This window comes from Sporolactobacillus vineae DSM 21990 = SL153 (assembly GCF_000377985.1).
Classification (GTDB): Bacteria; Bacillota; Bacilli; order Bacillales; family Sporolactobacillaceae; genus Sporolactobacillus; species Sporolactobacillus vineae.
Genome location: NZ_KB899056.1, coordinates 13008 through 25709 on the forward strand (window position 1 = coordinate 13008; position 12702 = coordinate 25709).

The 12702-nt window shown below is 50.3% G+C and carries 12 protein-coding genes and 1 riboswitch; of the genes, 7 read left to right on the top strand and 5 right to left on the bottom strand.

Annotation, left to right across the window (positions count from 1 at the left end; all coding sequences use genetic code 11):
- Positions 1-21 precede the first annotated feature (21 nt).
- The 4 genes from D889_RS0112505 (at position 22) to D889_RS0112520 (ending at position 4514) form a co-directional block, all read left to right on the top strand.
- Positions 22-1281, top strand: a complete 1260-nt coding sequence (locus D889_RS0112505; protein WP_010632361.1) for an argininosuccinate synthase — start codon at positions 22-24, stop codon at positions 1279-1281.
- Positions 1238-2614 (top strand): argininosuccinate lyase, encoded by a 1377-nt coding sequence (gene argH / locus D889_RS0112510; protein ID WP_010632362.1) that lies wholly within the window; start codon positions 1238-1240, stop codon positions 2612-2614. Before D889_RS0112505 ends, argH begins: the two co-directional genes overlap by 44 nt.
- A 247-nt stretch (positions 2615-2861) precedes the next feature.
- A complete protein-coding gene (locus tag D889_RS0112515) occupies positions 2862-4091 on the top strand; it encodes a multidrug effflux MFS transporter (RefSeq protein ID WP_010632363.1) in 1230 nt (409 codons plus the stop codon).
- Positions 4092-4118: 27 nt separating this feature from the next.
- Positions 4119-4514 (top strand): hypothetical protein, encoded by a 396-nt coding sequence (locus D889_RS0112520; protein WP_010632364.1) that lies wholly within the window; start codon positions 4119-4121, stop codon positions 4512-4514.
- 66 nt (positions 4515-4580) lie between these two features.
- On the opposite strand, the gene D889_RS0112525 is transcribed toward D889_RS0112520, so the two are convergent.
- The 5 genes from D889_RS0112525 to D889_RS0112545 form a co-directional block, all read right to left on the bottom strand.
- Positions 4581-5108 (bottom strand): YceI family protein, encoded by a 528-nt coding sequence (locus D889_RS0112525; RefSeq protein WP_010632365.1) that lies wholly within the window; start codon positions 5106-5108, stop codon positions 4581-4583.
- A 72-nt stretch (positions 5109-5180) separates the two neighbouring features.
- Positions 5181-5816, bottom strand: a complete 636-nt coding sequence (locus tag D889_RS0112530; protein ID WP_010632366.1) for an NAD(P)-dependent oxidoreductase — start codon at positions 5814-5816, stop codon at positions 5181-5183.
- 55 nt (positions 5817-5871) lie between these two features.
- Positions 5872-6288 (bottom strand): Rrf2 family transcriptional regulator, encoded by a 417-nt coding sequence (locus tag D889_RS0112535; protein ID WP_010632367.1) that lies wholly within the window; start codon positions 6286-6288, stop codon positions 5872-5874.
- A gap of 91 nt (positions 6289-6379) precedes the next feature.
- Entirely contained in the window at positions 6380-7054 is a 675-nt protein-coding gene (rpiA, locus tag D889_RS0112540; RefSeq protein WP_026039112.1) for a ribose-5-phosphate isomerase RpiA, read from the bottom strand.
- A 241-nt stretch (positions 7055-7295) separates the two neighbouring features.
- Complete coding sequence (locus tag D889_RS0112545; protein ID WP_010632369.1) at positions 7296-8048, bottom strand: glycerophosphodiester phosphodiesterase; 753 nt, start codon at positions 8046-8048, stop codon at positions 7296-7298.
- A gap of 284 nt (positions 8049-8332) precedes the next feature.
- Here D889_RS0112545 and D889_RS0112555 point away from each other — a divergent pair, with 284 nt between their 5' ends.
- From D889_RS0112555 to msrA, 3 genes are all read left to right on the top strand, one after another.
- Entirely contained in the window at positions 8333-9301 is a 969-nt protein-coding gene (locus D889_RS0112555; RefSeq protein WP_010632370.1) for a DMT family transporter, read from the top strand.
- A 259-nt stretch (positions 9302-9560) separates the two neighbouring features.
- A complete protein-coding gene (locus D889_RS0112560) occupies positions 9561-11393 on the top strand; it encodes an APC family permease (protein WP_010632371.1) in 1833 nt (610 codons plus the stop codon).
- A 471-nt stretch (positions 11394-11864) separates the two neighbouring features.
- On the top strand, positions 11865-12413 hold the full coding sequence (gene msrA, locus D889_RS0112565; RefSeq protein WP_010632372.1) for a peptide-methionine (S)-S-oxide reductase MsrA: 549 nt from the start codon (positions 11865-11867) through the stop codon (positions 12411-12413).
- An 81-nt stretch (positions 12414-12494) separates the two neighbouring features.
- A riboswitch (SAM riboswitch) is annotated at positions 12495-12608 on the top strand.
- Positions 12609-12702: the final 94 nt, after the last annotated feature.

Here is a 12702-nt window from a genome sequence, read left to right on the forward strand (position 1 = left end):
ACTACTAAGGAGGAATTCATAATGGCTAAAGAAAAGATTGTGCTCGCGTATTCCGGTGGTCTGGACACGTCGGTATGCATCAAGTGGCTGCAGGATAAATACAATTACGACGTCATCGCACTCAGCATCAATGTCGGCGAGGGCAAGGATCTGGCGAAGGTCAAGCAAAAGGCGCTGGATGTCGGTGCGATTAAGTCCTATGTGGTCGATGCCGAAGATCTGCTGGCGGACGGCTATCTGACTTCCGCCCTGAAAGCAAATGCTTTGTACGAAGGCGTCTATCCGCTGTCTTCAGGGCTTTCCCGGCCGCTGATCGCCAAGCTGCTCGTCGATGTCGCCCATAAAGAAGGTGCAGTGGCCGTTGCTCATGGCTGCACAGGCAAAGGAAACGATCAGGTCCGGTTCGAGGTCTCGATACAGGCACTGGATCCGACACTGAAGGTCGTTGCTCCGGTGCGTGAATGGGGTATGACCCGTGACGAAGAGATTAAATATGCGGCCAAGAACGGGATTCCGATTCCTGTCGATCTGGACAATCCTTTCTCGATCGATGCGAATATCTGGGGCCGTGCCTGCGAAGCCGGTGTGCTAGAGAACCCGTGGAACGAAGCACCTGAAGCGGCTTTCGACTGGACCAATCCGATTGAAAAGACGCCGGATACGCCGGAGTATATCGAAATTTCTTTTGAAAAAGGGATTCCGGTCGCACTCAATGGGGAAAAAATGGCTTATGTCGAGATCATCAAAAAACTGAATAAACTGGGCGGACTGCACGGCGTCGGCCGGATCGACCACGTCGAAAACCGTCTGGTCGGTATCAAGTCGCGTGAAGTTTATGAAAACCCGGCTGCACTGATCCTGATCAATGCCCACCAGGCGCTTGAGACGATCACGCTGACCAAAGAAGTATCGAAATTAAAACCGCTGATCGATAAAGAAATGTCGCAGGTTATCTATGACGGCCTCTGGTACTCACCGATCAGAGAAGCACTGATGGCATTTGTCGACCAGACGCAGGAAGTTGTGTCCGGCAAGGTCAAAGTGAAACTGTTCAAAGGCAATCATATTGTTGTCGGCCGTGCATCCGCCAAGAGCCTGTACAATGAGAAGCTGGCAACCTACACCAAGGGCGATGCGTTCGATCATAATGCAGCGGTCGGCTTCATTAAACTTTGGGGGCTGCCGACGAAGGTGAACGCCGAAGTGCACAAAGACGATGCGGAAACGGAGGCTAATCATGGCGAAACTGTGGGGCGGCCGGTTTACGAAATCAACCAATAAGCTGGTTGATGCGTACACCGCATCCATTTCCTACGATCAGGAACTGGCGAAAGAAGATATCGAAGGCAGCCTGGCCCATGTGAAAATGCTGGGTGAGTGCGGCATCGTGTCGCCTGAAGAGTCGCAAAAAATTCAGGAGGGTCTGCAAACCATCCTGAAAAAGGTCGAAGCAGGCGAAGCTGAATTTTCTGTCGACCAGGAAGACATCCACATGAATATCGAACGGATGCTGATCGACGAGATCGGTCCGGTCGGCGGAAAACTGCACACCGGGCGTAGCCGCAACGATCAGGTGGCTACAGATATGCACCTGTATCTGCGCAATAAAACGCAGCTGCTGATCTCACTGCTTGAAGACGTCCAGTCTGCGCTGCTTGAAAAGGCGAAGGGCAATGTCGCTACCATCCTGCCCGGTTACACGCATCTGCAGCGGGCGCAGCCCATCTCTTTCGCCCATCATCTGCTTGCCTATTTCTGGATGTTCGAGCGGGACAAGAGCCGATTGCGGGACAGTCAGAAACGGATCAATATTCTTCCGCTCGGTGCCGGTGCGCTCGCCGGGACGACATTTCCGATCAATCGCCGCCGGGTGGCGGAACTGCTCGACTTTGACGACATCTATCCGAACAGCATGGATGCCGTCAGCGACCGGGACTTTGTGGTCGAAGCGCTGTCCGACTGTTCGCTGATCATGGTGCATCTGTCGCGCCTGTCGGAAGAGATGGTGCTCTGGAGCAGTCAGGAATTCCAGTTTATCGAACTGGATGACGCATTCTGCACCGGTTCGAGTATCATGCCGCAGAAGAAGAATCCGGACGTTTCCGAGCTGCTCCGCGGCAAGACCGGCCGTGTCTTCGGCCACCTGATCGGCCTGCTGACGGTTCTGAAAGGCCTTCCGCTTGCTTACAACAAGGATATGCAGGAAGACAAGGAGGGCATTTTTGATACGGTCAAAACGCTGACCGGGGCACTCCGCCTACTGGCGCCGATTCTCGAAACAATGACGGTTAAAAAGGACCGGATGCGTCATGCCGTCGAGAAGGATTACTCCAATGCGACCGACATCGCCGACTATCTGGCGCGAAAAGGCATGCCTTTTCGCGAAGCACATGCGATTACGGGTAAAATGGTGCTTTATGCCATTGAACATAAAAAGTATTTGCTTGACCTCGGACTTGATGAGTACAAACAGTTCAGTCCGTTGTTTGAAGAAGATATTTTTGAAGATCTGAAACCGGAAAATGTCATGCGGGCCCGTGAGAGCGAAGGCGGCACCGCACCGGATCAGGTTGAAAAGCAGATTGCCCTGGCCGAAGCCAGACTGAACAGCTGATCTGCTGGTTTACGGACGCACCTGTCTGATCCGACTGCAACCGTTCATATGCCGGTTAGGGCAGTACGCCCGGTCCGATTGTTGACCCCCCTATAATTCATTTCATTATAGGTTTCTCTATATATGGAGACACCGGATACCCAAATGTGTATTCGGTGTTTTTTTGGCTGCTGTGTTAAGATTAGATCGGATCGTTATTTCCGGAGCCTGCCGTCACGATCAATCAAATGAGAAGGGTTTGCTTTCTTTGCCGCATGCTGTCTCTGATTTACAGATAAACAGAATAAAAGGACCGGAACGCCGGTTGCACGCACATCAGATAATCCTGTTAGGCGCACTCAGTGCTTTCGGTCCGCTCTCTATGGATCTGTATCTTCCGTCACTGCCGACGCTGACTTCAGATTTACATACAGCTGCCTCATATGGGCAGTTGAGCATTACGGCCTGTCTGATCGGGCTGGCTGCCGGTCAGATGCTGATCGGCCCTTTCAGTGACAACCATGGACGAAGGGGACCGCTACTCACCGGGCTAATCGTGTTTGCGCTGACTTCATTCTTATGTGCTCAAGTCTCATCAATCACACTGCTGATCGTGCTGAGATTTCTTCAGGGCCTTGCAGGTTCCGCCGGGCTGGTGATTTCACGGGCGATCGCGCGTGATTTGTATTCGGGTACCAAACTGACCAAATTTTTCTCGATGCTGATGGCGATCAACGGGATTTTCCCGATCCTTGCCCCGATTCTCGGCGGACTGATTCTACGGGCTGCGTCCTGGCGCGGTGTTTTTATCGTACTGACGGGAATCGGAATTGTTCTGTTTCTCGGCACACTGATCAGCCTTCCGGAAACACTGCCGGTGAAAAAGAGGATCAGCGGCGGCATGCATGCGACCGTGTCGGAGATGGGCAGGATCTGCCGGGACAGAACGTTTATCGGCTATGCGATTGTGCTGGGCCTGATCATGGGCGCAATGTTCTGCTACATATCCGGGTCTTCGTTCGTGCTTCAGGACATGTTCGGCGTGTCTCCGCTATTCTTCAGCTTGTTTTTTGCGACAAATGGTCTCGGGATCGTGGCCATGTCGCAGCTGGCCGGACCTTTATCGGAAAAAATGGGTGAGAAAAAGGCCTTGAAAATCGGCGTGATGATCGCGGCAGCCGGCAGTATCATCCTCTTCTCCGGACTGCTTCTTGATCCGCCGCGCCTGATCGCAGTCATGCTGCCCTTGTTTTTTGTCGTTTCCATGGTCGGTCTGGTGAATACGACCGCCTTTTCACTGGCGATGCAATCGCAGGGGCGTGCCGCCGGTACCGCATCCGCCATTCTCGGGCTTGGCATGAATCTCGTAGGCGGCCTTTTATCCCCGCTGGTCGGCCTGGGCGGGACAGGCACATATTTCCCGATGGCACTGTTGATCCTTTTATGTGACGTCGGTGCCTTGATTGTTTATCTATTCTGGATGAAAAAAGAAGCATAATAATAGGTGAAAAAGGAAGGACACACGGTGCAGAAATTTTTTCTTGACCTGTATCAGATCCGGCCCAGCCAGCTGTATCTGGATCAGTCGAAAATCGATCGGCTGGAGGGACAGTTTGACCCGATGAATATCAGAAACAATATGCCTTTGCCGGTAAAAAAAATCGGCGGAGAAGTTTTCTTTACCGACGGGCATACGCGCGCCTACTTATACGATAAAAATAAGATCTCGATGATTCCTGTTTACTGGGACGAGGGCGCAATGGATGCGGATTTGTATCAGGTCTATCTGAAGTGGTGCAGGGAACAGCAGGTTGTGTTCATCAGCGACCTGGGAGACCGGATTCTGCCGCATGATGAGTTCGTGGAGAAATGGATCAATCGCTGTGAAGCCGAAGAGGACAAGTTAAGAAAGAATAAGTGAAAAAGCATCCTGCTCACCGGAGCAGGATGCTTTTCTACATGTATATGCTTTTTAATTGATTCGCGTTCAGGCATTTGGATTCTGGGTAATCTCGGCATCTACATTGACTTTTACTTTGTTGCCGACGACCAGACTGCCGTTGGCGATCGACTGGCTCCAGTTCAGGTTGAATTCGCGGCGGTCAATAGAGAATGAGAGGCTGGCGCCGCTGCGCTTCAGTCCATAGGGATCGTCGACCGGTTCGCCGATTTCTGCAGTGAACGTGATTGATTTAGTGACGTCTTTAATCGTCAGATCACCGGTGATCGTGTAATCTTCATCATCGCCTTTAATCGATGTGGCGACAAAATGAATACTTGGATATTTTTCAACTTCAAAGAAATCGGCACTTTTCAGGTGGTTGTCGCGGTCTTCATTTCGGGTGTCGATGCTGGCTACGTCAATCGTTGCATCGATGCCGGTGATCTTCCCCTGTTCATCGGTTGTTACCGTGCCTGAAGTTGTATCAAAATTTCCTCTTACATTTGACAGTCCCATGTGCTTTACAGAGAAAGAAGTTTCCGTGTGTGCCGTATCAATCGTCCAGTTTGCCATTTTTCATTCGCTCCTTTAATTAAATAACTTTTCTATTTTAATATTCCCCGAATTCCACGATCACTGAGAGGGTCAGCGGGATTCAGAGACAACCGTGAAACGCTCGTTCAGATGATGCGGTTTTTCAATTTCATCAACGAGAGCGGCAGCGTAATCTTCATAGCTGACATAGCTCTTGCCCTCCGCGTTGACGAGCAGGCGATCATGCCCTGTTGTGTATTTTCCTGTCCGTCGGCCGACGGCGAAAATCATTGAAGGGCTGAGAAACGTCCAGTTGACCTGTTCCGAATTTTCCAGATCTTCCAGATTCTTTGCCTGATTAGAAGCTGTGGCATAGAACTGTTTTGGAAAATCAGGACTTTGAATGAGCTGAACCGTCTGCGCCTCGTCGGTGTACAGACTGCCCGCACCGCCGACGACAATCAGCCGTGTGGCCGTTCCTTTCAGTATACTGATCAGGTGCCTGCCCGCCCGGACATGAAACGACTCATCTCCGGCTGGCGCAGATACAGCGTTGACAACAACGTCGAAGCGGGTTAAATCCCCGGCGGTCAGGTCAAGAATATCTTTTTGAATGGCCGGCACCTTCAGATCTGCCAGTTTTTCCGGATGGCGGACGATGGCTGTTACCTCATGGCCGCGATGCTGTGCTTCGCGGACAATTCGTGATCCGGCTTTTCCGGCCGCACCGATAACGGCAATTTTCATTGCAGTTGACCTCCTTTTTTGTAACTGAATTAGTTACAGGATAGAGAATCATAGATCACCCTTCATTAAAAAGATGGTCCATGATACCTTGAATGTTTTGCGCCGCCAGCTTATTCTCCAGAGCTGACTGGGCGCTGTGAAAAGCTTCGTTAAGGACGGCATTGATCCGTTTTCCAACCGGACAGTGCGGGTTCGGGTTCTCATGAACCGCAAACAGTTCAGAATCTTTTTCAACAGCCTGATATACTTCAAGCAGGGAAATCTGAAACGGTTCTTTCGCCAGCGCCGCACCGGCCTTGCCGACGCTGGTCCGGATCAGGCCTGCTTTGCGCAGCATACCAAGAATGCGGCGAATAACCACCGGATTGGTATTCACGCTTGATGCGATGTAGTCGGACGGAAGATCGTCGTGCGGTCTGGAAGCAATCAGCGCAAGAATGTGAATAGCGACAGCAACACGCGAATTAATCAATATGTTCACCACCTGTAACTATCGTAATTACAGGTTACTCATAATTCACCATTTTGTCAAACACTTTTTTTTAAAAAAATCCTGATAATGTTCAATCCCGGTTCAGAGTGTCAACATGACCATCAGGGTAACCAATCAGAATCGTGTCAGTCATCCCGACAAACAGACCGTGTTCGACAACTCCCGTGATGTGGTCCAGCTTGTCGGCCAGTGCGCCGGCATCGGGGATCCTATCGAGATGCAGATCAAGAATATAGTGTCCCGCATCGGTGACATAGGTTTTTCCGGCATCATTCCGGCGAAGTTCAGGACGATGCCCGTCCTGTTTCAGACGGGTATACACCTTTTTCCAGCCAAATGGGACAACCTCGACAGGAAGCGGGAAGTGCCCAAGCTGGTCGACGTACTTCCGGCTGTCGACGATCCAGACACGCCGGTCCGAGGCCTCGGCAACCAGCTTTTCATAGAGCAGCGCGCCGCCGCCGCCCTTGATTCCGTCGAGGGCAGCGTCACATTCGTCTGCGCCGTCGACCGTCACATCGATGTGGTCCACATCGTTCAGCGATTTCATCGGGATTTTCCAGCTCTCGGCCAGCTCGATCGTTTTTGTTGAGGTGGCCACACCGGTAATCTTCAGGCCGGACGCGACTTTCCCGGCCAGTGCCTGAAGGAAGTAGTATACAGTTGACCCGGTACCGAGGCCGACCGTCATGCCGTCTCTGACCTCACGAATAGCTTCTTTTCCGGCAGCTTCTTTTCCATTCATACCGATCACATCTCTTTCTTTGGGGCTGTGTTTAAAACTCATGTTGGTTTTTGACATTCTGCTGTTTGCAGCGGAAAACGACAACCGGGTGACACAGCCTTTTTCCCAAGCATTTCCTGTATCCAGTTTATCTTCTCTTTCGCGGGCGTCAAGCGGGCCGGAAAAAGGCCTGAAAACGCAGGGATACGTTTCCAGGCCTTTATTAGGATAAGTGATCTATAATATCGGGAATCTGAAAAAATTAATCGACGGTATTTTCCGCTTTCTCAAAACTTTTGCGAAGGTCAAGAGCCACTTCCGGATAGTCGGTGATCATGGCATCGATACCCATTTCGAACGTGCGCTGCATATTCTTCGGCTTGTTGACCGTCCAGGCGCGGACTTTGATGCCGTGCTGCTGGAGCTGTTTTCCAGTTTCAGACAGAGCCGACGGTTCCCATAAGTGCTGTGCGGTCGCGCCGACCTGCTCCGTATAAACCCACGGATCAGCCAGACGTTCCCAGAGAAGCAAGGCAACGTCGGCACTGGGATCGATCTTTTTCATCCGGATCAGCGATTCATGATTGAAGGAAGAATAGACAACAGGCAGATTGGCCCGATACTTGTCAACGAGGCGGGCCACTTTTCCCTCAATGCCCGGATAGACATTACGATCCGTCTTGAATTCAATATTCAAGGTGCCGGGGAAGTCCGTCAGCAGTTCGAGCACTTCTTTCAGTGTCGGTACGCGCTCCCCGCGGTATTGCGGGGCAAACCAGCCGCCGGCATCCATTTCTTTAATTTCTTTTAGTGTAAAGTTCTTGATCTGACCTTTTGCATTCGTTGTCCGGTTGACTTTTTCATCGTGCATGACAACCAGCTGCTGATCCTTGGTCAGGTGCACATCAAGCTCAATACCGTCGCTATGGACGCGCATCGCTTCTCTGAACGCAGCCAGCGTATTCTCCGGACGGTTTGATTTGCTTCCGCGATGGGCAAAAACAGCAGTATGCATAAACTACCATCCTCCAGATAGAGTGAAATGTTTCTTCTTTTCTATATACTATTCTTTTATTCAATAATAATATATCATAGAAGGCAATTGTGGCACGGGAATCCTCAGATTGCCGGGAACAGGGACAGATTTCTGTTCCCGTATAAACAATATATCGTAACGATATGTCACTATTTGTCGCAGGGGCTGATCGATCGTATCGTTCCGGTCGTCATTCATTAAGAATTGGTTTGCCGTGAATTCGGCCGGGCCCTGCGGCTGCTGTCAGGAAGAGGTAGGTATCAGTGGCTTTTCAGAAAAGTAAGCAATTGCCAGCGTCATCAGCCGCTCATCTGACCGGTGTGGTTCTGGTTCTCTCCGGCGCTATCCTGTGGGGCGTGTCGGGCAATGTGGCGCAATACTTGTTCCATCAGTTCGCGGTCGATCCGGGCTGGATGACGTCGGTCCGGATGCTGAGTGCGGGAGCACTGCTTCTGCTTGCCTCCGGAGCGGCCGGCCGAAATCCGGATATTTTTCGGATATGGGCGGACAGATCTTCGCGAAATGGGTTGCTCATTTTCGGCATGTTCGGTATGATCGGGGCTCAGTATACCTATTTTGAAGCCGTTGCAGCCGGTAATGCGGCGACAGCGACACTGCTTCAGTATCTGAATCCGGCACTGATTATTATTTACCTGTTAATCAGAGGGCGGAGACGTCCGTCAGGGAAAGAACTGTCGGCGATTCTCCTTGCCCTGGCCGGTGTTTTCCTGATCGTTACAAAAGGTCACCCGGACCAGCTGTCAATCGCCCCGGCTGCTCTGTTCTGGGGCATTTTATCGGCGTTTGGCGGTGCGATCTATTCAATGCAGCCGGCGGGCCTGCTGAAGAAATGGGGCGCGGCGGTCGTTGTCGGCTGGGGGATGATGATCGGCGGTGCGATCATGTGCTTCTTTTACCCGCCGTGGATCACCGGCGTCCGATTTACAGTTCCGGTTCTTTTCTGCCTTTTGTTTGTGATTCTGTTCGGGACATTTGCTGCGTTTTACCTTTATGTGGCCAGTCTCAAATTTCTGCAGCCGATCGAAACAAGCCTGTTGGGCTGTGCAGAACCGCTTTCTTCTGCTATTGTAAGTGTTCTGTGGCTGCGTGTTCCTTTTACAGGGTTCGACTGGCTCGGCACAGCCTGCATCATCTCAGTGGTTGCAGTTCTTTCCTGGTCACCACGGAGGCACCGGGAATTTATGACACAAGACAGAAATAATAGCCGCTGATCCATAATCATTGGAAAATGTTGTCGTTTGCTGTGGATTTCCCGGGAAATGATGCTGACGGATCGATTCGGTGCGATTGATGGAATATCTTGCAAGTTTCAACGGGTTAGCTTAGAATCATTATGCGCCTTGAATCACGGGCATGATAAATTGAATAGTAAGGAATACTAAAAAGGTTGTTCAGATGATTGAGGTCAATATTCTCGGGCAGCCTTTAATTTTTCATTGATTTACTAAGTTCATTGATGAAGGTGAGAATATGTATACTAAGATTAAGAGGCTGCTCATCGGTCGTCCGTTGAAATCAAATGAAATGCACAGCCAGAAATTGAATAAATTAAAAGCACTGGCAGTGCTCTCATCCGATGCCCTGTCGTCTGTTGCTTACGGACCGGAACAGATTCTGATTGTGCTGATCGCCGCAGGAGGCGCTGCATTATGGTTTTCACTGCCGATTGCGCTGGGTGTTCTGATTCTGCTGATTGCGCTGGTGTTGTCCTATCGCCAGATTATTTTTGCTTATCCGCATGGCGGCGGAGCCTATATGGTGTCAAAGGAGAATCTGGGTGTCAATTTCGGACTGACAGCCGGTGGTGCCTTGCTGGTTGACTATATTATGACGGTTGCAGTCAGTGTTTCAGCCGGTACCGATGCGATCACTTCGGCATTCCCGGCTCTTCGCACACATACGATACTGGTTGCGGTAATCATTGTGGTGATCATCACGTTGCTGAATCTGCGCGGGCTGACGGATTCGGCCACATTGCTCTCTTACCCGGTATATTTTTTCGTACTGATGATGCTGCTGGCGATCGGCACCGGATTGTTTCAGGCCTTTACCGGGCAAGCTGTTCCTGTTCACCCGCACGCGGCTGTCGGCACGCCGGTGATGGGTGTCGGCTTATTTCTTCTGTTGCGGGCTTTTTCTTCCGGATGTACGGCACTGACCGGCGTTGAAGCCATTTCCAATTCCATCGCCAGTTTTAAGGATCCGGCTCCGAAAAATGCGGCGAAAACATTGCTGATGATGGGCGGTATCCTTGCTGTCCTGCTCAGTGGAATCGTCTATCTGTCGTTCTTGTTCGGCATCCATCCGATGAGTGATCAGACCGTCCTGTCCCAGCTGGGCAGTTCCATATTCGGAAGAAATATCTTCTATTACCTGATCCAGATTTCCACCGCACTGATTCTGGTACTGGCAGCAAATACTGGCTATTCGGCGTTCCCGATGCTTGCTTTCAATATGGCAAGCGACAAGTATATGCCGCGGCCGTTCAAAGTGAGAGGGGACCGGCTCGGCTATTCGAACGGAATCATCACGCTCGGTGTTCTGTCGATTATTCTGATCATCATTTTCAAAGGGAATACGTCCAGTCTGATTCCATTATACGCAGCAGGTGTTTTTATACCATTTTCATTATCGCAAACAGGTATGATCATCCACTGGATCAGGAAACGCCCTAAGGGATGGATACCGAGACTGTGCATCAATCTGGTCGGCGCACTGATCTGTTATCTGATTCTGATCATCTTTTTTATCACTAAATTTGCCCAGATCTGGCCAGTCCTGATCTTTATCCCTTTGCTGATCTTTACCTTTCATAAAGTTCATCAGCACTATATGCTGGTTGCCAAGCAACTGCGCGTCGATCTGTCGATTCCGCTGCGTTCGATCAACACAACGGATAATGTCATTGTGGTTCCCGTTGCAGGAATTACGAAAGTTGTCGAACAGTCACTGACGTATGCGAAATCATTGTCCAGCAACGTGGTTGCCGTCTATATCGGTGCCAGTCCGCAGGCGATTGAAAAAATGGAAAAGGAATGGAAGAAATGGAACACCGGGATCCGTCTCGTCACCATCCACTCTCTGTATCGAAGCATCGTCAATCCGCTCGACCGGTTTATCGATACGATTAAATATCGTGCAGATAAGAGCGGAGCTACGGTCACCATCGTTTTCCCACAGTTTTATACAAAGAAATGGTGGCAAAGCCTGCTGCATAACCAGTCCGGCGTACTGATCAAAGCCAGCCTGATCCGCCATGCCGATGTCGTGATCGCCACTGTGCCGTTCCGTTTTAAAGAATAGTTGTGCAGAGTCATGATAAAAGGGAGTGAAGTCGCAATCTATGCGGTTTCGCTCCCTTTTTATATTAATCAAAATTTAAGACTGCCTGTCTAAACTGGGAGCATATGAAGAGCTGAAAGCAAGACTGTCCGCCGTCCTCCGGCGAAGCTCGCCGATGAAGCTGGATCACACGTTGCTATACGAGGAACCGGTCTTGGACTTTCCATTGCGTACTGGATCATCCAAAGGCATCACGGCAGGATCGATGTCACCAGCAAACTTATGAAGGAACAACATTCACGGTTCATCTGCCGCTGTTAAAGCAATGAATAGAATCGGCTTAAAATGGTTCCGGTGTCCGGTTCCATTTTAAGGCTGATGCATACCCTCAATTCAGATTAATTGTTATAATAAACTGAACCGGCCTACTTTGAATTTTTCATTGCAGCTTGTGAAAACTTCGATGTGCGAATGAAGGAGTGTTGTCTCGAAATGTCAGGAACAGATCATCAAACGGCCGTAGCTACTTTTGCCGGCGGCTGCTTCTGGTGCATGGTCAAACCGTTTGACACACTGCCGGGTATTGAAAAAGTTGTTTCAGGATATACCGGAGGCCATGTTGCAGATCCGACTTATCAGCAGGTGAAGTCGGGGAAGACGGGCCATATGGAAGCCATCCAGATCGCATTCGATCCAGGCATTTTTCCTTATGAAAAACTTCTTAAACTCTACTGGACACAGATTGATCCGACGGACGATGGCGGGCAGTTCTTCGACCGCGGATCGAATTATCGGACAGCGATTTTCTATCATAATGAAACGCAGCGGAAGCTGGCAGAGCAGTCGAAAGCAGCGCTGGCAGCGAGCGGCCGCTTTCGGAAACCGATCGTCACACGCATTCTGCCTGCGGCTCCTTTTTATCCAGCAGAAGAAGAACATCAGAAATTCTATCAGAAGCACCCTGTCCGTTATCAGGCGGAACGTACAGAATCGGGGCGGGACGCATTTATCCACAGAAACTGGAGCGCGCAGAAAGGCTGACGTGACACGTCTCCTTGAAAAGATGTGCCTGATGATGTAAACTAGCAAACAATCAATTGAATAAAATCTGAACGTTTTACTTTCTTATCAAGAGAAGTCGAGGGACTGGCCCGATGACGCTTCAGCAACCGTTGCCTGACAGGACGACATGGTGCTAATTCCAGCAGACGCAGAAGTGCGGCTGAGGGATAAGAAGATAAGCTTAATGACAAAAAAGCCTTCTTCTTACAAGAGGGCTTTTAATTTTACCAAAAAAATTTTTTGATTGCCAAATCTGTATGTTGTTTTC

Bases quoted from the DNA above. Each gene is read 5' to 3' on its own strand.
- D889_RS0112525 (WP_010632365.1), bottom strand. From the start codon at position 5,108: ATGGCAAACTGGACGATTGATACGGCACACACGGAAACTTCTTTCTCT.
- D889_RS0112505 (WP_010632361.1), top strand. From the start codon at position 22: ATGGCTAAAGAAAAGATTGTGCTCGCGTATTCCGGTGGTCTGGACACG.
- D889_RS0112545 (WP_010632369.1), bottom strand. From the start codon at position 8,048: ATGCATACTGCTGTTTTTGCCCATCGCGGAAGCAAATCAAACCGTCCG.
- msrA (WP_010632372.1), top strand. From the start codon at position 11,865: ATGTCAGGAACAGATCATCAAACGGCCGTAGCTACTTTTGCCGGCGGC.
- D889_RS0112530 (WP_010632366.1), bottom strand. From the start codon at position 5,816: ATGAAAATTGCCGTTATCGGTGCGGCCGGAAAAGCCGGATCACGAATT.
- D889_RS0112560 (WP_010632371.1), top strand. From the start codon at position 9,561: ATGTATACTAAGATTAAGAGGCTGCTCATCGGTCGTCCGTTGAAATCA.
- argH (WP_010632362.1), top strand. From the start codon at position 1,238: ATGGCGAAACTGTGGGGCGGCCGGTTTACGAAATCAACCAATAAGCTG.
- rpiA (WP_026039112.1), bottom strand. From the start codon at position 7,054: ATGAATGGAAAAGAAGCTGCCGGAAAAGAAGCTATTCGTGAGGTCAGA.